We start from the raw sequence: 22,005 nt of genomic DNA, 5'->3' as shown, positions 1-22,005 counted from the left end.
GCGTAGACTCCGGCGAACGACCCGGGCCCGCCATCGGCGGGCCCTCCCCTCAGTGCAGGAGGTTTGGCATGGCCGGGATCATCCCCGCAGCCGTCGAGGTCACCGGAGGCAATCTCGTGCTCGCGATCGTGGTGGCGGCCATCGCGATCGGGGCCCTGGTGATGGCGGCCCTGTTCCGCTCGGAGGTCCTCGCAGCCGGTGAAGGCAGCGAGAAGATGCGCGAGATCGCGCTGGCGGTGCAGGAGGGCGCGAACGCCTACCTGATGCGGCAGTTCAAGACACTCGGGATCTTCGCCGCGTTGGCGTTCTTGCTGTTGTTGGCCCTCCCGGCCGACGACTGGGTGGTGCGGCTGTTCCGATCGGTGTTCTTCCTCGTCGGCGCGGGCTTCTCCGCCGCGATCGGCTACCTGGGCATGTGGCTGGCCGTGCGCGCCAACCTGCGCGTGGCAGCCGCTGCCGAGTCCGAGGGCCGTGACCCGGCGATGAACATCGGCTTCCGCACCGGCGCCGTCGTCGGTATGTCGACCGTCGGCCTCGGACTGCTGGGCGCCAGCGTGGTGGTGATCCTGTTCCAGGACGACGCCGCGCACGTCCTCGAGGGCTTCGGCTTCGGCGCCGCCCTGCTGGCGATGTTCATGAGGGTCGGTGGCGGCATCTTCACCAAGGCCGCCGACGTCGGTGCGGACCTGGTGGGCAAGGTCGAGCACAACATCCCCGAGGACGATCCCCGCAACGCCGCCACGATCGCCGACAACGTGGGCGACAACGTGGGCGACTGTGCCGGCATGGCCGCCGACCTCTTCGAGTCCTACGCCGTCACGCTGGTGGCCGCGCTGATCCTCGGTGCACAGGCCTTCGGCGACAAGGGCCTGATCTTCCCGCTGATCATCCCGGCCATCGGTGCGATCACCGCCGTCATCGGCACCTACCTGTGCAAGCCGCGTCCGAACGAGAGTGGGCTGACCACGATCAACCGTGCCTTCTACATCTCCGCGGGCATCTCCACGGTGGCCTGCGTCGTCGCGGCGTTCGCCTACCTGCCGCGGGAGTGGATGGACCTCGGCACCGGCGCCGAGGCCGACCTGTCGCCGGCGATGTTCGCCGTCGGCGCGGTCGTCATCGGCATCGTGCTCGCCGCGGCGATCCTGGCGCTGACCGGCTACTTCACCGGCACCGACCACCGTCCGGTCAAGGACGTCGGCCGTACGTCGCTGACCGGCCACGCGACCGTGATCCTCTCCGGCCTGGCGGTCGGCTTCGAGTCGGCGGTCTACACCGCGCTGGTGATCGGCGCGGCGGTCTTCGGTGCCGCGCTGCTCGCGGGTGGCAACCTGGCGCTGGCCCTCTTCGCGGTCTCGTTGGCGGGCTGCGGCCTGCTCACCACGGTGGGCGTCATCGTCGCGATGGACACCTTCGGGCCCGTCTCGGACAACGCCCAGGGCATCGCGGAGATGTCCGGCGAGGTCAGCGAGGAGGGCGCGCAGATCCTCACCGACCTCGACGCGGTCGGCAACACCACCAAGGCGATCACCAAGGGCATCGCGATCGCCACGGCGGTCCTCGCTGCCAGCGCGCTGTTCGCGTCCTACACCCAGAGCGCGTTCGACGAGGTGGGTGACCGGTTCGGTGAGGAGCTGCTCAGCGGCTTCCTGGTCTACGACGCCAAGCTGATCGTCGGGGCCCTGCTCGGCGCCGGCGTGGTGTTCCTCTTCTCCGGGCTGGCGATCAACGCCGTCGGCCGCGCCGCCGGTGCGGTGGTCTACGAGGTGCGCCGCCAGTTCGCCGAGATCCCCGGCATCATGGAGGGGACCGGACGCCCGGAGTACGGCCGCGTGGTCGACATCGTCACCCGCGACTCGCTCCGCGAGCTCGCCACGCCGGGCATCCTGGCGATCCTGTCGCCGATCGCGGTCGGCTTCGGCCTCGGCGTCGGGCCGCTGGCAGGCTTCCTCGTGGGTGCGATCGCGACCGGCACGCTGATGGCGGTCTTCCTCGCCAACGCGGGCGGCGCGTGGGACAACGCCAAGAAACTGGTCGAGGACGGCCACCACGGCGGCAAGGGATCGGAGGCCCACGCGGCCACGGTCACCGGTGACACGGTGGGCGACCCGTTCAAGGACACCGCCGGCCCGGCCATCAACCCGCTGCTGAAGGTGATGAACCTGGTCTCGCTGCTCATCGTGGGCGCCGTCGTCTCGCTGTCCTACGGCGAGGGCGAGAACGACGTCGTACGGATCCTGATCGCCGTCGCCGCGGCGCTGGGCATCGCGGGCGCGGTGTTCATCTCCAAGCAGCGGTCGGCCACGATCACCGACGACGTGCCCGCCACCGACGCCGCCTGAGGTCGCCGAACGGGGGACGGAATCCCCGGTCAGCCGGGGGTCACCACAGTTGACCGGCATTGCAATGCCGGTCAACTGTGTGGACACCCGGTTGGCCGGGGATTCCCACGCCGACCGGACCCGTACCGTTGGGCCGTGCATCCCGACCTCGCCGCGCCGCTGCGCGATGCCCTGCTCCGTGCCGACTACGTCCACGACGCGGTGGGCGAGTTGCTCGGGGAGGAGGCCCACCGGGCGCTGCAGCGCAACGAGACGCTGCCGGGGATGCGGCGTACGGCGGACGGCAGCCCGTTGGCGACGCTGGTGCGGCTCTTCCTGCTGCAGCGACCGGTCAGTGCGGAGGCGGCCGAGCGCGCGCTGCCGGACCTGGTCGACCGGCTGGCCGCCGCCGGACTCCTCGAGCGCAGCGTGAGCGAGGTGGCCGCGCGGATGGACGTCCGCCCCTACGGCACCGCCGAGGGCGAGGACCTTTGGGTCGTCAGTGACCTCACGCCCGGCCTGGACGGCACGGCGACCACCGTCGGCCCCGACCACGTGTTGGGCATCAGCTCCGCCTCCACCTCGCTGGCCCAGCTGACGCTGCGCGAGGAGGTCGGCAGCGCCCTCGACCTCGGCACCGGCTGCGGCGTCCAGGCACTGCACCTCGCCGCTCACGCGGGCCGCGTCGTCGCCACCGACGTCAACCGTCGCGCGCTGGACGTCGCCCGCTTCAACATGGCGCTCAACGAGGTGGAGGACCGGGTCGAGGTCCGGGACGGCTCCTTCTTCGGCGCCGTGGCCGGGGAGCGGTTCGACCTGATCGCGACCAACCCGCCGTTCGTGATCTCGCCCGCCACCGGCGAGCGCCTGGTCTACCGCGACTCCGGGCTGCCCGGCGACCAGGTCGTCGAGCACATCGTGCGCACCGCCCCCGACCACCTCACCGACGGCGGCTGGTGCCAGGTGCTGGCCAACTGGGTGATCGCCGAGGACCAGCCGTGGGACGAGCGGCTCGGCGCGTGGCTGTCGACCGACTGCGACGCCTTCGTGGTGCAGCGCGAGGTGCTGGACCCCTCGGCGTACGTCGAGCTGTGGCTCAAGGACTCCGGCCACCACCCCAGCACCGGCGGGGACCCGGCGGAGTACGTCCGGCGCTACGACACGTGGCTGTCGTGGCTGGGGGACCAGGGCGTCGCCGGCATCGGTTTTGGCTGGATCAACCTGCGCAAGCACGCGGCGGGCTCGGCCACACAGGCCCCGACCACCCACGACCTGCTCGAGTGGCCCTACGAGGTCGAGAAGCCGATCGCACCCGCCGTCGCGGAGTGGGCCGAGACCACGGCGGCGGCCGTGACCACCGAGACCCGGCTCGCCACCCGCAGTGACGTGCGGCAGGAGACCCTCGGACCGGTGGGCGCGGAGGACCCGAGCACCATCGTCGTACGCCGCCAGCGCGGCCTGCGGCGCGCCCGGCAGGTCGACACCGTCCTGGCCGCCGCACTCGGCGCCTGCGACGGCGAGCTGAGCATCGGCCAGATCCTGGCGGCCGTCGCCCAGCTGCTGGAGCAGGACCCGGCCGAGGTCACCGAGCAGTACCTCCCCGAGGTCGCGGCGATGGTCCGCGAGGGCTTCCTCGCACCCGTGGACTGAGCCGGCCCACCGGGCGGACCCGCTCCTAGCCCACCAGTCGCTCGAGCACGGGGATCGCGACGCCGCCCACGGCGGCCGCGCCCACGAGCACGACGGCACCAGCGCGCGGGTCGGGCCGCCGCTCGACGACCAGGCTGCCGAGCAGCAGCGCCGTCACCACGGCCAGCGGCGCCAGCCCCAGTCGCTCCCCACCCACGAACGTCTGGAACAGGTGGAACGCCACGAAGAACGCGCCGATCGGCGCGAGCACGGTCGCGGCGTCCACGCGTGCGTCGCCGACGGGATCGGGTCTCCTCACGCTGCGCCACCCTAGGGCGCGAGAGGTCCGGGTCAAGGTCGCTCGACGCCGCCTGTGGACGACCGTGACCGGCCCGGTGGCGACCCGCCGGGTGGCGTGACGGGACTCACCGTGTTGATGCATGGGTCACAATCGAAGACGTGGCACAGGCAGGCTGGTACCCCGACCCGGCGGGGACGCCTGCGACCTACCGCTACTGGGACGGCTCCCAGTGGTCCTCGGTCACCACCTCCGACCCGGCCTCGCCGCCACCCGACGGCGGCGTGCTCCCGCCGCCCCCGTCCAGCGGTCCGGCGTACGGCGACGTCCCGGCCGACGACGGCGCCCCGGCCAGCCACCCGGGTGGCTACACGGGCGCGATGCCCGCCATGGCGCCGACCCAGGCCGGACCCTCCCGCGGCCGGCGCGGCAAGGTGCTGCTCGTCGGTGGCCTCGTGGTGGCGCTGCTGGCCGTCCTCGGCGTCGTCGCGGTGCTCGGCGTCCGCACCCTCGGCACCGTCGGCGGCACCAAGGTCAGCGACGACGTCCCGGCCACGGGGCCGGACCAAGGAGCGGGCGACCAGCTCGTCCCGCCGCCCGACGACAGTGACAGCCCGCCGCCCGGCACCCTCCAGCCCGGCCCGGCCGAGTGCCGCGAGGGCGCCCCGACGGTCTTCGGCGACCAGTCCGGCAACGGCCGCATCGGCAGCCACGGGCTGTCCATCCCCCGGGTCACCGACTACCAGGTCGACCCGCTGCAGTCCTTCGCCTTCACCTGGGCCTTCGACTTCATCCCGCAGGTGCAGCAGGTCGAGGAGGGCTGGGCGTCGGTCTACGGCGTCGGTGGCGTCGAGACCACGTTCGGCAGCCCCGAGGAGACCGCCGAGGCCGTGGTGGAGTGCATGACCAAGTCCCCGCTGCTCTACTCCGGCTTCACCGACCGCAAGGACCTGGTCAGCAAGAAGGTGAAGGTCCCGGGGGCGGAGTCGGCCTGGCGCATCACCACCGAGATCCGCGTCGACAACCCCGGCATCACCGTCGACGGCGACGTCGTCGACGTCGTGGTGGTCGACACCGGCAGCAAGGCGGTCTACGGCCTCTACACCAGCGTCGTCCCCATCGACGACCAGGAGCGGCTGGACCAGCAGAAGGAGGTCACCGGCGACCTCAGCGCCGAGTGATCCGCGTCCCACCACCAGCCGCGCGACCTCGGTCCCGCCGACCGCCCGATGACCTCTCGGGGCGCCATCTGGGGCCGTCGTCGTACCCTGCACTGCGAGTGCAGCACTCCCCGAACGCATCTGGAAGGTCCCCGTGGCACACAAGTTGGTCATCGTCGAGTCGCCCGCCAAGGCCCGCACCATCGGCGGGTACCTCGGCGACGACTACGTCGTGGAGTCCTCCATCGGCCACATCCGGGACCTCCCCAACAGCGCCGCGGACACGCCGGCCAAGATCAAGGACGAGCCCTGGGGCCGCCTCGCGGTCAACGTCGAGAGCGACTTCGAGCCCTACTACGTGGTGCCCAAGGACAAGAAGTCCCACATCGCCAAGCTGAAGAAGCTGCTCAAGGACGCCGACGAGCTCTTCCTCGCCACCGATGAGGACCGTGAGGGCGAGGCCATCGCCTGGCACCTCATGGACGAGCTCAAGCCCAAGAACATCCCCGTCAAGCGGATGGTCTTCCACGAGATCACCAAGGGCGCCATCCTCGACGCCGTCGAGAACCCCCGCGACATCAACGACGACCTCGTCGAGGCCCAGGAGGCGCGGCGCATCCTCGACCGGCTGTACGGCTACGAGGTCTCGCCGGTGCTGTGGCGCAAGGTGATGAGCGGCCTCTCCGCGGGCCGGGTCCAGTCGGTCGCCACCCGGCTGGTCGTGGACCGCGAGCGGGAGCGGATGCGCTTCAAGGTCGCCTCCTACTGGGACCTCGAGGGCACCTTCGACGCCGGCTCCGACCACGACCAGCGGATGTTCCCCGCCAAGCTGCACTCCATCGACGGCGCCCGCGTCGCCTCCGGCAAGGACTTCGGCCAGGACGGGCGGCTGACCGCCAAGGCCAAGGACGTCGTCCACGTCGACCGGACCAAGGCCGACGAGCTCGTCGCGGGCCTGGCCGAGGCGTCGTACGACGTCCGCTCGGTGGAGTCCAAGCCCTACAAGCGCTCGCCGTACCCGCCTTTCCGCACCACGACGATGCAGCAGGAGGCCAGCCGCAAGCTCGGCATGAGCGCCTCGGTGGCGATGTCGGTCGCGCAGCGGCTCTACGAGAACGGCTTCATCACCTACATGCGCACCGACTCGACCACGTTGTCGGGCTCGGCGGTGACCGCGGCGCGGGCGCAGGTGACCGAGCTCTACGGGGGCGAGTACCTCCCCGACCAGCCCCGCACCTACACCTCCAAGGTCAAGAACGCCCAGGAGGCGCACGAGGCGATCCGGCCGGCCGGCGACACCTTCCGGACGCCGGCCGAGACCGGCCTGACCGGCGACCAGTTCCGGCTCTACGAGCTGATCTGGATGCGCACGGTCGCCTCGCAGATGAAGGACGCCACCGGGCAGACGGTCTCGGTCCGTCTCGGCGGGCACTCCGCGGCCGGTGAGGACGTGGTGTTCTCCGCCTCGGGTCGCGTCATCACCTTCCACGGCTTCCTCAAGGCCTACGTCGAGGGCACCGAGGGCGGCAAGGCCAAGGACGACCAGGAGACGCGGCTGCCGGCGCTCACCGAGGGCGACCCGGTCAACGCCGCCTCGTTGGAGGCCGTCGGTCACGAGACCAAGCCGCCGGCCCGCTACACCGAGGCCACCTTGATCAAGGAGCTCGAGGACCGCGAGATCGGGCGACCCTCGACGTACGCCTCGATCATCGGCACCATCCTCAACCGCAACTACGTGTTCAAGAAGGGCACGGCGCTGGTGCCGGCGTGGCTGGCGTTCTCGGTGACCCGGCTGCTGGAGGAGCACTTCCCGCGCCACGTGTCGTACGAGTTCACAGCCGGCATGGAGGACGTGCTCGACGAGATCGCGGCCGGCCGCAAGGAGCGCGTCGACGAGCTGCGGGAGTTCTACTACGGCTCGGACTCGGTGCAGGGCCTGCACCCGCTGGTGACCGGCCTGGGCGACATCGACGCCCGGGCGATGGCGACCTTCCCCATCGACGAGGAGAAGGGCATCAACCTCCGCGTCGGCCGTTACGGGCCCTACCTGGAGCAGGTCGTCGGCACCAAGGACGACGGGTCGGAGGACTCCAAGCGCGCCAACGTGCCCGAGGACCTGCCGCCGGACGAGCTGACGCTGGAGAAGGCCACGGAGCTGCTGGCCAACCCCGCCGGCGAGGAGATCGACCTCGGCACCCACCCCGAGACCGGCAAGCGCATCGTGGCCAAGAACGGCCGGTTCGGTCCCTACGTCACCGAGAAGCTCGACGAGGACGAGGAGGGCACCGGCCAGACCAAGAAGGCCAAGCCCAAGGCCAAGACCGCCTCGCTGCTGAAGTCGATGTCACTGGACACCGTCACCCTCGAGGACGCGGTGAAGGTGATGTCGCTGCCGCGCGTGGTCGGCCAGGACCCCGAGTCCGGTGACGACATCACCGCCCAGAACGGTCGCTACGGGCCGTACCTGAAGAAGGGCACCGACTCCCGGTCGCTGGCGACCGAGGAGCAGCTGTTCTCCCTCACGCTGGAGGAGGCGCTCAAGATCTACGCCGAGCCCAAGCGACGCGGCCGGCAGGCGGCCGCCCCGCCGCTGCGCGAGCTCGGTGACGACCCCGCCTCGGGCAACAAGGTCGTGGTGAAGGACGGCCGGTTCGGCCCCTACGTCACCGACGGCGAGTTCAACGCCACGCTGCGCAAGGACGACACCGTCGAGGACGTCACGCTCGAGCGCGCTGCCGAACTGCTGGAGGAACGCCGCGCCAAGGGCCCGGCGAAGAAGGGCAAGAAGGGCGCCAAGAAGTCGGCGAAGAAGTCGACCAAGAAGTCCTCGGCGAAGAAGACCGCGAAGAAGTCCACGGCCAAGAAGGCGAGCAAGAAGACCGCCGCGAAGAAGTCGGCGGCCAAGAAGTCCTAGGACCTCGCACCGCTCGGAGGCAATCGTGCGTCAGCCCCGTCCGACCGGGACCGTTTTCCTCATCCTGGCCCTGGTGTTCGTGACCGTCGGGCTGGCCGGTGAGGCCGGTGAGGCCGTGACCTGGCTGGTGCTGGCCGGGGTGTTCGCGCTGATCGGCATCCTCAAGCTGCGACGCTCACCGGACAATTGATCCACCCCTTGCCGGTCGAGGCGCGAGCGCAGCGAGCGTGTCGAGACCACCGCAGCCGCGTCAATCACCCGAGCGCCGCGGCGAGCTCCTCGGTCCCGAGCCGACGGGTGGCGACGTAGTACAGTCGTGAGCCGGGTCCGACGGGCGCGGACCAGTCGGTGCCGGCGAGGGTGTCGCGGCCGTCGTGGACGGCCAGCAGCGTCGCGGCGTGGGTGCGGCCGAGCGCGGCGTGCCAGTCAGCGTAGGTCGCCTCGCGTACGCCGGCCGGCAGCACGCCGGAGAACGTGCCGGTGCCGCCGGGCTCGGCCAGCTGGGCGTAGACGCGTGCGATGCCGGGGTCCTGCAGCTCCTCGGTGACCATCCGCACGGCGTGCCACTGCACGCACTGCGCGTTGGGTGCGACCCGCTCGACGGTGCGGCGCCGGCCCAGGTCCCGCAGCCCGACCACGAGGTGCACCGCGGGCGCGGCGTGCTGGGCGGCGACGGTGAGGGTGACCGACTCGTCGTCGTTGCGGGCGTCGACCAGCACGTCGCTGGCGCGGTGCAGCGCCGCACGCTCGAGGACGTCACTCTCGGCGAGGTCACCGCGGACGAAGTGGACCCGGGACTCGGTGGGCATCGGGTCGGTGGCCGCCTGCTCGTCCCAGGCGCACAGCACCACCTCGCGGTGTGCGTCGTCCTCGAGCACCGCGGCCAGCAGCCGCTCGGTGCGGCCCGGCTCGTAGCCGAGGATCACGAGGTGGTCGGAGCCGGAGTAGGGGGTCTGTCCCTGCATGCGTCGTCCCTTGGCGTTCTCGATGAGGCCGGAGATCTGGGTGATGAGCACCGCGACGGTGGCGAGGCCACCGAGGATCACGTAGCCGCCGACCAGCTGGCCCGCGGGAGCCGTGGGGAAGAAGTCGCCGTACCCGACGGTCGTGGTGGTGACCAGGAACCACCACCAGTAGGTTTCGGGCTGCACGATGTCGCTGCCGGGCTGGGCCCACGCCATCAGCACCCAGCCGGTCACGAAGACGAAGAGCGCGAGCACGCTCGGCAGCAGCCACGCCGTGTGGGCGCTGGTGCGCCGCAGCAGGCGGGAGAGGAGGTGGGGCATGCCGGCTCCGATGGCCGTCGGGGGCGGTTACCCCACCGGAGCATAGACGCGAGGCGGCTGCCCGCCGGTCGGTGGTGGCACGTAGGTTGCTGGCGTGGAGTTTCCGGGTGCGTACGCCGACCGTGGCGTCTTCGTGTGCTTCGAGGGCGGCGAGGGTGGCGGCAAGTCCACCCAGGCCCGGCTGCTGGCCGAGCGGCTCGAGGCCGCCGGTCACCGGGTGCTGCTGACACGGGAGCCGGGGGGCACCGAGGTGGGGCAGCGGCTGCGCGACATCGTGCTGAGCCCCGAGACCGGCGACCTGGCCGACCGCACCGAGGTGCTGCTCTACGCCGCCGACAAGGCCGAGCACGTCGAGACCGTCGTGCTGCCGGCGCTGGCCCGCGGCGAGGTCGTCATCACCGACCGGTACGTCGACTCCACGCTCGCCTACCAGGGCGCTGGGCGAGGGTTGGGCACGACCGGGGTGGAGCAGGTGGCGCGCTGGGCGACCGGCGACCTGCGCCCCCACCTGACCGTGCTGCTCGACCTGCCGCCGGCCGACGGGTTGGGCCGCTTCGAGGGGCGCGACCGCATCGAGGGGCAGGGGCTGGAGTTCCACGAACGGGTGCGGGAGTCGTTCCGCGACCTGGCCGCCGCCGACCCCGACCACTACCTCGTGCTGGACGCACGCGGCGCGGTCGAGGAGATCGCCGCCGCGATCCACGACCGCCTGGCGCCGCTGCTGGAGGGGGCGACGTGACCGTCTGGGACCGCCTGGTGGGCCAGCGCCACACCATCGACTCGCTCCGCAAGGCCGTGGCCGGCCACGGCATGAACCACTCCTGGCTCTTCACCGGCCCGCCCGGATCGGGCCGGTCCAACGCCGCGGTCGCCTTCGCGGCCGCGCTGCAGTGCGAGCAGGGCGGCTGCGGCGAGTGTCACGCCTGCCACACGGTGCTCAACGACAGCCACGCCGACGTCGCCGTCATCCGCACCCAGAAGCTCTCCATCGGCGTCGACGAGGTCCGCGAGCTCGTGCGGCGTGCGGCACTGTCGCCGATGGGGGAGCGCTGGCAGATCCTCGTCGTCGAGGACGCCGACCGACTCACCGAGCAGGCCTGCAACGCGCTGCTCAAGGCGATCGAGGAACCCACCGACCGCACCGTGTGGATGCTCTGCGCCCCCACGGTCGAGGACGTGCTGCCCACCATCCGCTCACGCTGCCGGCTGGTGACGCTCAGCACGCCCACCGCCGCGGAGGTCGAGGAGTTCCTGGTCGGGCAGGGCGCGGAGGCGACCAGCGCGGCGTACGCCGCCCGGGCGAGCCAAAGCCACATCGGCCGGGCGCGGGCGCTGGCGTTCGACGACGCGGTGCGGGCGCGGCGCCAGGACGTGGTGGCGATCCCGGCCAGGCTGCGGTCGCTGGCCTCGTGCATGACCGCGGCGACCCGGCTGGCCGAGGTGACCCGGGCCGAGGCCGACGAGATCACCACCGCGCTGGACGCGAAGGAGAAGGCCGACCTCGACGCCTCCTACGGCGTGGTCGAGAAGGGGCGCCGCCCCAAGGAGTACGCCCCCGCCCTGCGGGAGCTGGAGAAGAACCAGAAGACGCGTGCCAAGCGACGCCACCTCGACATGGTCGACCGGGGACTGATGGACCTGATCTCGGTCTACCGGGACGCGATCGCGCTGCAGACGGGGGCCGAGTCGGAGCTGGTCAACGCCGAGGTGCGGGCCGACGTCGCTGAGATCGCGCGTGCCTCCACGCCCGAGCTCAACCTGCGCCGGATCGGCTGGATCTTCGCCGCGCGGGAGCAGATGTTGGAGTTCAACGTCCCGGTGGCCTTGGCGCTGGAGTCCATGATGGTGTCGTTGAAGGTGCCCGAGAGCGCCCACGTGTGAGACCCGAGGAGTCGGCTTGAAGAAACTCATCGTTGCGACCACGACCGTGTGGGTGCTCGTCGTGGCAGCGGCACTCTCGGCCGGCGTCCTCGTGCTGCGCGCCGAGGACTCGAGCGCGGACCCGGTCGCGGGGGAGGACAACGCCTCAGAGGGGTCGCCCGACGAGCTCGCGGAGTTCTACGAGCAGGAGATCGCGTGGGAGTCCTGCGGCGGCGGTGAGTGGCAGTGCGGCGATCTCACCGTCCCCGTCGACTACGCCGACCCCGACGGCGAGACGATCGACCTGGCCCTGTCGCGGGCCCGGGCGTCGGGGTCGGAGGAGGAGCGCGTCGGGTCGCTGGTGGTCAACCCCGGCGGTCCCGGTGCGCCCGGCACCGACATGGTCGAGGGCGAGCAGTCGCTGAACTACTACTTCCGCCCCGAGCTGCAGGCGGCGTACGACATCGTCGGCTTCGACCCGCGTGGCACGGGGGAGTCCTCGCCGATCGACTGCCTGAGTGATGAGCAGCTCGACGGCTACCTCGCCGAGGACCAGACGCCGGACGACCCGGGTGAGCGTGAGGAGTACTTCGAGGCCAGTGACGCGTTCTGGGCCGGCTGCGAGGACAACACCGGCGAGCTGCTGGGCCACGTCAGCACCAGCGAGGTGGCGCGCGACATGGACGTGCTGCGCTCGGCGCTGGCCGAGGAGCAGCTGCACTACCTGGGCTTCTCCTACGGCACCCGGCTCGGCTCGTACTACGCCGAGCTGTTCCCCGAGAACGTCGGCCGGTTCGTGCTGGACTCGGCGGTCAACCCCGAGCTGGACTTCATCGAGAACTCGATGAGCCAGGCGCAGGGCTTCGCGCGTGCCTTGCAGTCCTACGTGCAGGCGTGCGTCGACGGCAACGAGTGCTTCCTCGGCGACTCCGTCGAGGAGGGCCTGCAGCGGATCGACGCGCTGTTGGAGCAGGTCGACGACGACCCGCTGCCGACGCAGCAGGGCCGCGAGCTGGAGCCGGGGTACGCCGTCCTCGGCCTGATCACCCCGCTCTACAGCGAGGACAACTGGCCGCTGCTGGACCAGGGCCTGCAGCAGGCCTTCAACGGCGACGGGTCGACGCTGCTGGCGCTGGCGGACTTCTACGCCTCCCGCGAGGAGGGCGCCTACACCGACAACTCGGTCGAGGCGATCGCGGTCATCAACTGCCTGGACGACCCGAGCGCGATCGAGCAGTCCGAGACCGAGGACTACATCGACCAGTTCCGCGAGGTCTCACCGACGATCGGTGAGATGTGGGCGTGGGGCCTGTCGGGGTGCGGTGGCCTGCCGGTGGAGCCGGCCGAGGAGCCGCTGGACGGTGTCACCGCGGCTGGTGCGGAGCCGATCGTGGTGATCGGCACGACCAAGGACCCCGCGACGCCGTACGAGGAGGCCGAGGCGCTGGCCGACCAGCTCGAGTCCGGTGTCCTGCTGACCCGCGAGGGCGACGGCCACGGCGGCTACACCTCCGGCAACGACTGCATCGCCGATGCCGTCCACCAGCTGCTCGTCGACGGCGAGGCCCCCGCCGACGGCACCACGTGCTGACCTGACGCGGCCTCCCCCGCCGAGACCTCGGTGGGCCCCGGTGGTCGAGCCTGTCGAGACCCCTCGACCTCACCGGCGCGACCGACCTTGCTGGTCGAGCCGGCGTACGGGATCGGCCTTGCTGGTCGAGCCGGCGAGCGCCAGCGAGCCGTGTCGAGACCCCCTGGAGCCGCCCCTCGGGTGGCGACCCCTCTCAGGCCGTGACGACCGGCTGGCCGGGCTCCTTCGGGTAGGTCGGGTACTCGATGCCGGAAATGTACTGCACGGTCCGCACGACCTGGCAGGAGTAGCCGAACTCGTTGTCGTACCAGACGTAGAGGATCGCGCTGTCGCCGTCGACGATGGCGGCGTTGCCGTCGATGATCGAGGCGGCGCGCGAGCCGATGAAGTCGCTGGAGACGGCGTCGGTGGCCTGGGTGTAGTCCAGGTTGCGGCTCAGCGGCCCGGTCAGTGAGACCTCCCGCAGGTGGTCGAGGACCTCGTCGCGGGTGGTCTCGCGCTTGAGCTGCAGGCTCAGGATCGCCATCGACACGTCGGGGGTGGGGACGCGGATGGAGTTGCCGGTGATCTTGGCGTCGAGGTTGGGCAGGGCCTTCTTGACCGCCGACGAGGCGCCGGTGGCAGTGAGCACCATGTTGAGCGGCGCGGAGCGGCCGCGGCGGTCGGCCTTGTGGTAGTTGTCCAGCAGGTTCTGGTCGTTGGTGAAGGAGTGCACCGTCTCGACGTGCCCGCGGATGATGCCGTACTCGTCCTCCATGGCCTTCAGCGGCGGGACGATGGCGTTGGTGGTGCAGGAGGCGCAGGAGAGCACCTTCTCGTCGGCGTCGGTGTCGAGGTGGTTGACGCCGTGGACGATGTTGGGCACGTCGCCCTTGCCGGGCGCGGTGAGCAGCACCTTGTCGATGCCGGGACGAAGGTGGCCCGACAGGCCCTCGCGGTCGCGCCAGATGCCGGTGTTGTCGATGAGGATGGCGTTGTCGATGCCGTACTCGGTGTAGTCGATCTCGGCCGGGGAGTCGGCGTAGATGACCTGGATGACATTGCCGTTGGCAATGATCTGGTTCTTGTCCTCGTCGATCTTGATGGTGCCCTTGAACTGGCCGTGGATGGAGTCGCGGCGCAGCAGGGAGGCGCGCTTGGCGAGGTCGTCCTTGCCGGCGCCGCCGCGGCGTACGACGACCGCGCGGGGACGCAGGCCGCGACCGGAGCCGGCCTTCTCGATGAGGAGGCGGGCGACGAGCCGGCCGATGCGGCCGAAGCCGTAGAGCACGACGTCGCGGGGGCCCTGGCCGACGGGCTTGTTCTCGCCGATGATCCCGGCGAGGGCCTCGGCGGTGAAGTCGGTGACGGAGAGGTCGCGGTCGTCGGCGCGGTGGGCCGCGCGGAGGGCCGCCAGGTCGATCTTCGCGGCGCCGACGTCGAGGTCGGCGAGGGCCTGGAGGAAGGGAAGCGTGTCGTGGACGCCGAGCTCGCTGCCCTCGATCTGGCGGGCGAAGCGGTGCGTCTTGAGGATGTCGATGACGCCCTTGTTCATCAGCGGGCGGCTGTGGAGAAGGATCGTGACGCCCTTCTCGCGGTGCAGCTTGCCGATCAGCGGGATCATCGCCTCGGCGATCTCCTCGCGGGCGTTCCAGTTCTTCAGCGTCTCTTCGGTCGTCGACACGTCGTTCCTCGGGGGCGCGGTTCATCGTCCGGCGCACCGGACGGCGGGCACGGTGATCCTAGGGACTGGCCCGCTGTGCTACGTAATCGTGTCCACCGAGACGCTGATTACGTCCCCGGCCGGGTCCGTCCGTATACTTCCGCGGGTTGCCCACGTGGCAGCGCGCCGCCTTAGCTCAGTCGGTAGAGCGATTCACTCGTAATGAATAGGTCGCCGGTTCGATTCCGGCAGGCGGCTCAAGAAGTGGCCCTGACCTGCGGAAACGCGATGTCAGGGCCACTGTCATGTCGAGCGGAGCGTCCAAGAGGCGAGTTTGGGGCGAGATATCGGCCCTTTCGGGTGCGGTGCGCCGCCAGCTGCGCCGGTCCGGACTACGAACGCGGGCTTTGCTCCTGCTGTCAGACGTCAGCCGACTGGGTGATGCCTTCGAAGCGCGGGCTCGTCCCGCGGTAGCGGCACTCGCGGCGGATAGACACACCCTCTGCATCGCGGAGAATCGCGGCACACCCGGACGTCGACAATCGAGGCGAACCTTCACAGTTCGGCGTGTATGCCAACGCCCAGTCCAGCTTTCGAGCTTCGAGCACTGCGGACTAGACAACCTTTTCGGTGGCCCTGAGGACCGCCCGCCCGAGGTCCGTAAGTGGATCCGGTCTCGGCGCGATGGTCCGTATTCGACATCCCATCGCGACGCCGGCGCCAAGAGAGGGCGGGCGTCGACCCGTACTACGGGTGGCTCCGGGTTGCTTGGACCGGATCGCGGAACTCGTCGACATGTTGAATGCTCAACCGATAACGTGAGGTCGGCCGCTCGGTTAGAAGGTTCCCGAGTGGCTCCACCTCTGGTGCTCGGACTAGGCCGCAGCGACCCCACCGCTCTGGGGGGACGGCGGGAGCGCTGCGGCCACGTGGGGATCCCATTCGGCGACGCCGTCTCACATGCCGCCCGACGGTCGCCGTCAAAAACGGTCGAGTCCCCGCAGCTGCGGCGGTTAGCCTGCCGGAGCCATGAGAACCAGCCCGCCCACCAGTTCAGTCGACATCCGCCCAGAGGTCCCCGCCGATATCGACCAGATTAAGGCAGTCGTGACCGCTGCTTTCCTTCTCGCGGATCACTCAGCCCCACCCCTCCGGCCGGGTGGGCCTCCTGCAGAGGTCGACTTACTGAACTGGCTGCGCAACGACGCGGGCTGGCTGCCGGGCTTGTCGCTCGTCGCCACCCACGGGGACCAGGTCGTCGGTCACGTCGTTGCCACCCGAGCACACATCGGTGATGCGGCCGCGCTCGGCCTGGGCCCACTCAGCGTTCATCCCGACCACCAGCGCACCGGAGTCGGCAACAGACTGATGCGCGACCTGTTGCTGCGAGCCGAGACAGCCGGTGAGACTCTCGTCGCCCTACTCGGGGACCCGACCTACTGCGCACGATTCGGCTTTGTCCCGGCGCAGGAGTGTCGAATCGAACCTCCCGACCCAGCCTGGGGCGACTACTTCCAGGTGTTGCCCATCGGCACCGGTCAACACCCCACCGGCCGCTTCGCCTACGCGGAGCCGTTCGACCGCTTGTAGACGACATCGCTCGCGCACCCGAGTCGACCCACGCCCGGGTCCGTCGCTCCGTCGCGAACGGTGGCAATGTGAGCGGTCAGAGCCCTGTACGCATGACCCGCCGACGCAAGGGCAAGCGGACACTTGGGCAACCGAGAGCGCCGCCGGTCCGGGTGCCGTAGGTGGATGGGCTCGCGGCGCGTACCAGTGGCCGATCGGCTTCCTGCGAGTTCACGATCCGGCGGCTCGTGAACGCCAAGCGAGTGCACTCGTCGCCGCCGACAATGGCGTCCAAAGAGCTCGCTCGACCGGCGATCGGGACGCGCCATTCGCAGCCGTGCCGATTCCCATGAAGATGCTCTGGGCCTTGAAGGCGCAGCTTCGAGTCCTGGGCGAGCCGACATCGCGGACGATGGCGGCTACCCCGGTTCCTTACCCGACTGCTGCCACTCCGCTGATCGCACTAGGTGCCCGGGCAGAGTGCCGCGACGGGTCCCGCCGTATGCCGCGCGGCCCCATGGGGCTCCAGAAGCGAGAGCGACCTGGAAGGCACCGAAGACGAGCAATGCTGCAGCTGTCGCCTCTTCGGCACGGCTCCTGTCCATGCCAGAGACGCTACAGCGTTTGATCGCGGTGGAGAGCCCGACAGTCGCCGGTGGATGGAATGCCTGTCAGCGATGGGCTCGCGCGGCGAGCCCATGGATAACTGGGTCGCGCCCGCAAACGCTTGGCAGCAAATGCCCCCGCAGCCGGAGCCCTGTGCGTAGTTGAGGTGGTGCGTCGCCGGCTGAGCTTGTTGGATGGCCACTGACAACGAACGCGATGCGCGTATGCCTATGCCCCGCGCTCGCCAGCCTCGAACGCGGCCATGAACTCGTCGTGGAGCGTGCGCAGCGTGTCGGCTGCTCCCGATGCGAGCGCGATGTCGGGTGCGCGGTCGATAACCTCGTACGCGATGGCGACCTTGCCGAGCGCGATCTCGTTGTCCTTGACCCACTTCGCTATCGAGCGCCCGGCAGTCTGGGACGACTTGAAGATGCGTGCGTTCGGTCGCGGGGCGTCCTTCGAAAGCAGGGTGTCCACGACGTCAAGCAGAAAATCCCGGTCGAGCAGGTCCTCGATAGAGTTCCCCTTCGGCAGGGACTTCAGTCGCGACTCAGGCACCTCTCGCTCGCGGAGATTGGCTAGGTAGTCCGACCCATCCTTATCGCCGTCGGTGAGGTAGATGACGCGCGCGGCTACCTCCTCGACATCGAGTCCGTGACCTTGCGAGTGGGAGAGGCCCGGTGCTACCTGGTATGGCAGGTCCTCTAGGGCGGTCGCCACTCGGATGAGCGTGGGCAGCAGGATCATCTCTGACGCGCCTTCACCGAGCACGGCCCAGCGGCAGCGCGAAAAGGCTGCGGCACCGGCACCCATGGCGTAGAGCAACGGACCGAATCCGGGCTCTTGGTTCGTCCAGAAGTGGGACTTGATCTCGCTTTGCTCGCCGTGCCGTTCGAGCAGCCGGATGCCAGTGCCGAGGTCACTGGGCAGGCACGCCGGGGAGTGCGTGGTGTACCAGACCTGGGTGGCGTCGATCTGCTTCAGCAGGCCCCCGACGAGGTCTGCCTGAGCGTCGGAATGGAGGTGTAGCTCGGCCTCGTCGATCAGCAGGATCGGTGGGATCTCCAGTTCCTGCGACCCCAGGAACACAGCGAGCGTCACGAACGCTCGAAGGCCCTCGCTGCGCTCTTCGATCCTCGTGTACCGCCTCGTGTCCAAGTCGATGACGTGGGTCTGGAGACCGTTCTCATTCACGTCGATGTTCACCGAGACGTTCGACTGGTTCCACGCTTGGCCGAAGAACTCGTCGAGTCTACGGTTCGCCGCATCTAGCTGGGTGCGCTTCTCGCCGGAGTCTTCGTCCGTGTGCGCATTCCAGACCGCCGCGATGTTCACCTCAGCGATGGCGAGAAGGTTCCTGATCGCAGAAGGCATCTTGGGGCGGTTCGGCGGATCGACTGGCGTAACAGTCGGGAGGATGCGGTCGTCCTCCCGGAACAGAAGGAAGGTCGGGATCCGGTCGCTCAGGAGGTCGATGCCTTCGGTCTCCGGGTGTGGCCGCGAACCGATCGTGGCAGCGGCTCGGATCAGGCTCGCCGTCTTAGCGTCGCGAGGGTTCTTGCCGCGCGGAGACGGTACGTCCAGCCACTCGGCGAGCGACTCGGCGGCACGCTGGTCGTCGGCGTCCCAGTCCTCCTCTGGCTCATTGAGCCGCTTCTCGACCTTCGCGAACCAGACCTCTGGTCCGTGTTCCTCGTCGTCCTCGTCTCGCTCGACGCCCTCTTCGGCGATCTGCTTCTGGAGTCGCTGCTGAGCGCGTTCTAGGGCCCTGGCGGCGGCCTGGAACGGGGCGGGGTCGCGCCGCGGGTCGCGCGGGTCGCGGAACTTGGTGACGAGTGTGCCGTCGACCTGCTTCCAGATGCCGATGGTCGCGGGCGTCTCGTCAAACCCGAGCGGCGCGATGAGTCCGATCTCTTCGTCGCCGAGGGTGAACTCGGCGCCCACGACCCACCCCTGGTCCTTCTTCTTGGTGCGGGCCTTGTCCAGGGTGCTCAGCGGCGTCGTGCCGTCCTCCGTGAGCCATTCCAGGCCCGTCAGCACGGAGGACTTGCCGGACTCGTTCTGCCCTACGAAGGCAAGTAGGTAGGGGCTTACGTTGCAGTCGGTCTCAGCCAGCCGCTTGTAGCCCTCGAACATGATCCGCCGGCACCGCATCCGCTTCATCAGTAGTTCTCCCTGACGCATAGGTCTTGCCGAACAACGTAAAGTCAAGTGGGCTCACACGTCGCAGGACCGCAGCGGTGGGCTCCCACCAAGGGCCGCGACTCCAGTCCCCTTGCGTGATCGTCACATGCGAGACCGTTCCTGACATTGTTGTGTGCGTGGGCCATCCTGCCCGAGCACAGTCGCCGCGCCGGGCAGTTCCGGGGACCCGGGGGCGTCTCGAAGGAGGAACGAGGCGCAGTGTCACAGGAATCGGCGGCCGCCCGGCATCGTGCCGCCGAACGTGTTGCCTTTGCGTACTTGGTCTCCCGGCTTCCCGGTCGAGGAGCCGTGAACCGTCACCCGTGGTTGTGGTTCGAGTCTTGTGTTCGAAAACGCATTGTGGGCCGTTCTCGGGTACACGACCGGCCTCACGATCGAGCTCCCGTCCCGTAAGCGGGACCTCCATCGAGATCGACCAGGTCGGCAACCCGATCAGCGGGACCGCGCCCGGCGGCGATCCCGTAGGCCCCGTCCGCCAATCCGTCCCGGGACTGGGACGGCATACGGGACGGGGTTACACGCGCGAAGCGGGTCCATTTACGCGGTATGGGGCATGCGCCTAACTAGGACCGCGCTCCGATTGTCGTTCGCGGTTGGCCTGTGGGGCTCAGTCCTGTCTTGGTCTCTCCTGTTCCGCCGTGAAGAGGGCTCGGGGGTCGAGTTTGTGGATGCCGTCGTCTTGGACGTAGTGGCGGCGGGTGACTGCTTGGTCGCTGTGGCGTAGGAGGTCGCGGGCGGCCTCGAGGTCGAGGGTGCGGTCGGCCTTGGTGCCGAGTGTGTGGCGGAAGGTGTGTGGGTGGACCCACTCGAGGTCGGTGCCGCGGACGCGGTCTCGGAGCATCCTGCGGAAGTTGGCATGGGTGACCGGGCAGCCGGTGCGGGTGGCGAACACGAACCCATCTGCTGACGCGCCAGATGTTTGGCGGCGTTCGGCGAGGACGTCGACGGCTCGTTCGTGGAGCGCGATGACGTGGATGGTGCCGGACTTGGTGGGTCCGAGCTGCATGCCGTCGGTCCGGCCGTCCTCGGCGAGGTTGTGGCGGACGGTGATGGCCGGGACGGCGGCGTCGAGGTCGATGTCGTGCCAGGTCAGGGCGAGGAGTTCGCCGATGCGGACCCCGGTGTAGCGCATGAGGACGAGACCGTGCCAGAGGACGTCGCTGGCGCCGTGGCCGGTGTGGTGCCAGTGCAGGGCCATGTCGATGAGCCGGTCGGCTTCGTCGTCGGTCAGGGCCCGAGGTGCTGGCTTGGCCTTCTCGGGCGGCTTCGTGCCCTCGAGTGGGTTGTGGCCATCGGTGCGGAACCCTCTGTCGGCGGCGAAGGCGAGCAGCAGCTTGAGCACGTTGCGGGGCTGGTCGCCGCGCAGCGGGATGCGCTGACCGTGTTCGTCGAGGCGGTGGCCGCCGGCCTGCCAAGTGCCGTCGGGGGTTCGGTGGCCGGGGTGCCGGGCGAAGAGTTCGTCGTGGAGCACTGTCTGGGCGCGGGCGCGGGTGATGGCGTTGATCTGGTCCTGGCCGAGGATGGGGGCGAGGGCGCTGCGCCAGGTGCGGCGGTACTGGTCGATGGTCGAGGCCCGCCGCCGGGTTCCCTCCAGTGAGGCGAACCAGCGTTCGGCCACCTCGTCCAGGGTGAGCTCCCGGTCGGTCGCGGGCTGCTGGCGGAGGAGTCGTTCGCGTTCTTGTGCGATGCGTGCCAGGGCGAGGTCGGCGCACTCGGACTTCGACATCGCCTTGACCGTGGTGCGGTGGTAGGTGCCGACGTCGTCGCGCCACCGCACCCGCACCCGCCAGAGCCGGTCCTTGACCTGGACGGGCCGTACGTCGCCCACGCCGCCGGGCGGGATCGCGTGGCGGGCCATCAGGCTGCCCCGTCCATGAGTGCGGCCCAGTAGGTGGCGTAGGCGGTGCGGGTGTAGAAGACGCGTCCGCCGACGCGCACGTACTTCGGTCCGGTACCGCGGGCGCGGTAGTTGGCCAGGGTCTTGGTGGAGACGCCGAGTGCTTCGGCGACCTGGTCGGTGGTCAGCAGTTCGCTGACCGACGGGATGGCCGGCACGGCCTGCTCGCTGTCGCCGGACCGTTCGATGTGACTCTGTTGGTTGTCCATGTCCGGTGACATGCGTAGATGGCGACGAACCGGCGGACCCCGTGGCTCAGCAGCGGACGACGGGAGTGGAACCAACAGCGGATGCGTGAGCGAGACCGCGGCGATATTCTCGGATCAGAGAACACCGGCGTACGGGGCGGGAGGTGTGCTGGTGGCTGGGGTCAGCGAACTTGATGTCGACCAGCGGGCGGTCGTGGAGTCTCTGCGTGCGGCGGTCCGGGCCAGTGGTCTGACCCAGCAGGACTTCGCGAGGGCTGTGGGTACGTCGCCGTCGCGGTTGTCGGCGTATCTGCACGGTGACACCGCTCCGTCGGCGCGGCTGTTGGTGAAGTTCCAGCGGATTGGCACCGCGCTGCATGCGGCACGTCAGGAGGGTGTGCCGACGGCGTTGGACGCGGGGACGTCGTTGCGTCGTGCCCTTGAGGTGTCGACGCGTCCCTCGGGGGTCCTCCGGTTCGCGCTCGAGGCGCGCGATCGGTTGCGCGACACCCTGGAGAACCGTCCCCACCTGATTGATGCCTGGGATGCGAAGCCCATGGTTGGCGAGGAGCGGTGGGGCACCTTGTTGGCTGTGTTGGTTGCGCACGAGTTCACCGCCGCTGGCCGGTCGGCGCCGTGGTGGACGTCGGTGGACCCGCTTGCGGTGGCGTGGTTCCCCGCGCGTGGTCGCCTGAGCGAGGGCCAGGTTCGTGAGGTGACGCCCGAGTGGTTGGCGGTCGCGAACATCTGGCTGGCCGCCTCCGCCCTGGAGGTCGCATGAGGCGCCCGTGGCTGTGCCCCAGCTGTGCACCGGAGGCGGTTCCTGAGCCGTGTTGGGC

16 protein-coding genes and 1 tRNA gene are annotated in these 22,005 nt (G+C 69.8%); 11 read left to right on the top strand and 6 right to left on the bottom strand.

The window, feature by feature from the left end:
* Positions 1-68: 68 nt before the first annotated feature.
* Positions 69-2,342, top strand: a complete 2,274-nt coding sequence (locus KUV85_RS12355; RefSeq protein ID WP_219960198.1) for a sodium-translocating pyrophosphatase — start codon at positions 69-71, stop codon at positions 2,340-2,342.
* A gap of 135 nt (positions 2,343-2,477) precedes the next feature.
* The gene (locus KUV85_RS12350) at positions 2,478-3,971 is read left to right on the top strand and encodes a DUF7059 domain-containing protein (protein WP_219960197.1); all 1,494 of its coding nucleotides are present in this window, start codon (positions 2,478-2,480) and stop codon (positions 3,969-3,971) included.
* A gap of 25 nt (positions 3,972-3,996) precedes the next feature.
* Here KUV85_RS12350 and KUV85_RS12345 read toward each other — a convergent pair whose 3' ends face one another.
* Positions 3,997-4,269, bottom strand: coding sequence for a hypothetical protein (locus KUV85_RS12345; protein ID WP_219960196.1), 273 nt, complete (start codon positions 4,267-4,269; stop codon positions 3,997-3,999).
* A gap of 140 nt (positions 4,270-4,409) precedes the next feature.
* On the opposite strand from KUV85_RS12345, the gene KUV85_RS12340 reads away from it, so the two are divergent.
* From KUV85_RS12340 to KUV85_RS12330, 3 genes are all read left to right on the top strand, one after another.
* Positions 4,410-5,429 (top strand): DUF2510 domain-containing protein, encoded by a 1,020-nt coding sequence (locus KUV85_RS12340; RefSeq protein WP_219960195.1) that lies wholly within the window; start codon positions 4,410-4,412, stop codon positions 5,427-5,429.
* A 133-nt stretch (positions 5,430-5,562) separates the two neighbouring features.
* Positions 5,563-8,322 (top strand): type I DNA topoisomerase, encoded by a 2,760-nt coding sequence (gene topA, locus KUV85_RS12335; RefSeq protein ID WP_219960194.1) that lies wholly within the window; start codon positions 5,563-5,565, stop codon positions 8,320-8,322.
* Positions 8,323-8,347: 25 nt separating this feature from the next.
* Positions 8,348-8,512, top strand: a complete 165-nt coding sequence (locus tag KUV85_RS12330) for a hypothetical protein (protein WP_219960193.1) — start codon at positions 8,348-8,350, stop codon at positions 8,510-8,512.
* A gap of 64 nt (positions 8,513-8,576) precedes the next feature.
* Here KUV85_RS12330 and KUV85_RS12325 read toward each other — a convergent pair whose 3' ends face one another.
* Positions 8,577-9,608 carry a potassium channel family protein gene (locus tag KUV85_RS12325; RefSeq protein WP_219960192.1) on the bottom strand — a complete coding sequence of 344 codons (1,032 nt, stop codon included), beginning with the start codon at positions 9,606-9,608 and terminating at the stop codon, positions 8,577-8,579.
* Between the two features lie 94 nt (positions 9,609-9,702).
* On the opposite strand from KUV85_RS12325, the gene tmk reads away from it, so the two are divergent.
* From tmk to KUV85_RS12310, 3 genes are read left to right on the top strand one after another with little or no spacing between them, the layout of a single operon-like run.
* Entirely contained in the window at positions 9,703-10,347 is a 645-nt protein-coding gene (gene tmk, locus KUV85_RS12320) for a dTMP kinase (RefSeq protein WP_219960191.1), read from the top strand.
* A complete protein-coding gene (locus tag KUV85_RS12315; protein WP_219960190.1) occupies positions 10,344-11,489 on the top strand; it encodes a DNA polymerase III subunit delta' in 1,146 nt (381 codons plus the stop codon). Before tmk ends, KUV85_RS12315 begins: the two co-directional genes overlap by 4 nt.
* Before the next feature lie 16 nt (positions 11,490-11,505).
* A complete protein-coding gene (locus KUV85_RS12310) occupies positions 11,506-13,059 on the top strand; it encodes an alpha/beta hydrolase (RefSeq protein ID WP_219960189.1) in 1,554 nt (517 codons plus the stop codon).
* A gap of 193 nt (positions 13,060-13,252) precedes the next feature.
* Here the strand turns inward: KUV85_RS12310 and KUV85_RS12305 are convergent, their stop codons facing one another.
* Positions 13,253-14,722: a glyceraldehyde-3-phosphate dehydrogenase gene (locus KUV85_RS12305; protein WP_219960188.1), complete on the bottom strand. Its 1,470-nt coding sequence runs from the start codon at positions 14,720-14,722 to the stop codon at positions 13,253-13,255.
* A 164-nt stretch (positions 14,723-14,886) separates the two neighbouring features.
* On the opposite strand from KUV85_RS12305, the gene KUV85_RS12300 reads away from it, so the two are divergent.
* Together KUV85_RS12300 and KUV85_RS12295 are read left to right on the top strand one after the other, a co-directional pair.
* Positions 14,887-14,959, top strand: a tRNA-Thr gene (locus KUV85_RS12300).
* A 771-nt stretch (positions 14,960-15,730) separates the two neighbouring features.
* Positions 15,731-16,291: a GNAT family N-acetyltransferase gene (locus KUV85_RS12295; RefSeq protein ID WP_219960187.1), complete on the top strand. Its 561-nt coding sequence runs from the start codon at positions 15,731-15,733 to the stop codon at positions 16,289-16,291.
* An 813-nt stretch (positions 16,292-17,104) separates the two neighbouring features.
* Here KUV85_RS12295 and KUV85_RS12290 read toward each other — a convergent pair.
* The 3 genes from KUV85_RS12290 to KUV85_RS12280 all read right to left on the bottom strand — a co-directional run bounded on the left by KUV85_RS12290 (position 17,105) and on the right by KUV85_RS12280 (position 21,199).
* Entirely contained in the window at positions 17,105-19,039 is a 1,935-nt protein-coding gene (locus tag KUV85_RS12290) for an AAA family ATPase (RefSeq protein ID WP_219960186.1), read from the bottom strand.
* A 649-nt stretch (positions 19,040-19,688) separates the two neighbouring features.
* Positions 19,689-20,939 (bottom strand): tyrosine-type recombinase/integrase, encoded by a 1,251-nt coding sequence (locus tag KUV85_RS12285; protein ID WP_219960185.1) that lies wholly within the window; start codon positions 20,937-20,939, stop codon positions 19,689-19,691.
* Entirely contained in the window at positions 20,939-21,199 is a 261-nt protein-coding gene (locus KUV85_RS12280) for a helix-turn-helix transcriptional regulator (RefSeq protein WP_219960184.1), read from the bottom strand. Before KUV85_RS12280 ends, KUV85_RS12285 begins: the two co-directional genes overlap by 1 nt.
* Before the next feature lie 73 nt (positions 21,200-21,272).
* Here KUV85_RS12280 and KUV85_RS12275 point away from each other — a divergent pair, with 73 nt between their 5' ends.
* Positions 21,273-21,947, top strand: coding sequence for a helix-turn-helix domain-containing protein (locus KUV85_RS12275; RefSeq protein WP_219960183.1), 675 nt, complete (start codon positions 21,273-21,275; stop codon positions 21,945-21,947).
* The last annotated feature ends 58 nt before the right edge of the window (positions 21,948-22,005 follow it).

The organism is Nocardioides panacisoli, assembly GCF_019448235.1.
Classification (GTDB): domain Bacteria; phylum Actinomycetota; class Actinomycetes; order Propionibacteriales; family Nocardioidaceae; genus Nocardioides; species Nocardioides panacisoli_A.
The sequence above is the reverse complement of the archived record's forward strand: the minus strand, read 5'-3'. Positions and strand labels throughout refer to the sequence as shown.

Coding starts and splice junctions, on each gene's coding strand:
- KUV85_RS12285 (WP_219960185.1), bottom strand. CDS start 20,939: ATGGCCCGCCACGCGATCCCGCCCGGCGGCGTGGGCGACGTACGGCCC.
- KUV85_RS12325 (WP_219960192.1), bottom strand. CDS start 9,608: ATGCCCCACCTCCTCTCCCGCCTGCTGCGGCGCACCAGCGCCCACACG.
- KUV85_RS12290 (WP_219960186.1), bottom strand. CDS start 19,039: ATGAAGCGGATGCGGTGCCGGCGGATCATGTTCGAGGGCTACAAGCGG.
- KUV85_RS12280 (WP_219960184.1), bottom strand. CDS start 21,199: ATGTCACCGGACATGGACAACCAACAGAGTCACATCGAACGGTCCGGC.
- KUV85_RS12295 (WP_219960187.1), top strand. CDS start 15,731: ATGAGAACCAGCCCGCCCACCAGTTCAGTCGACATCCGCCCAGAGGTC.
- KUV85_RS12355 (WP_219960198.1), top strand. CDS start 69: ATGGCCGGGATCATCCCCGCAGCCGTCGAGGTCACCGGAGGCAATCTC.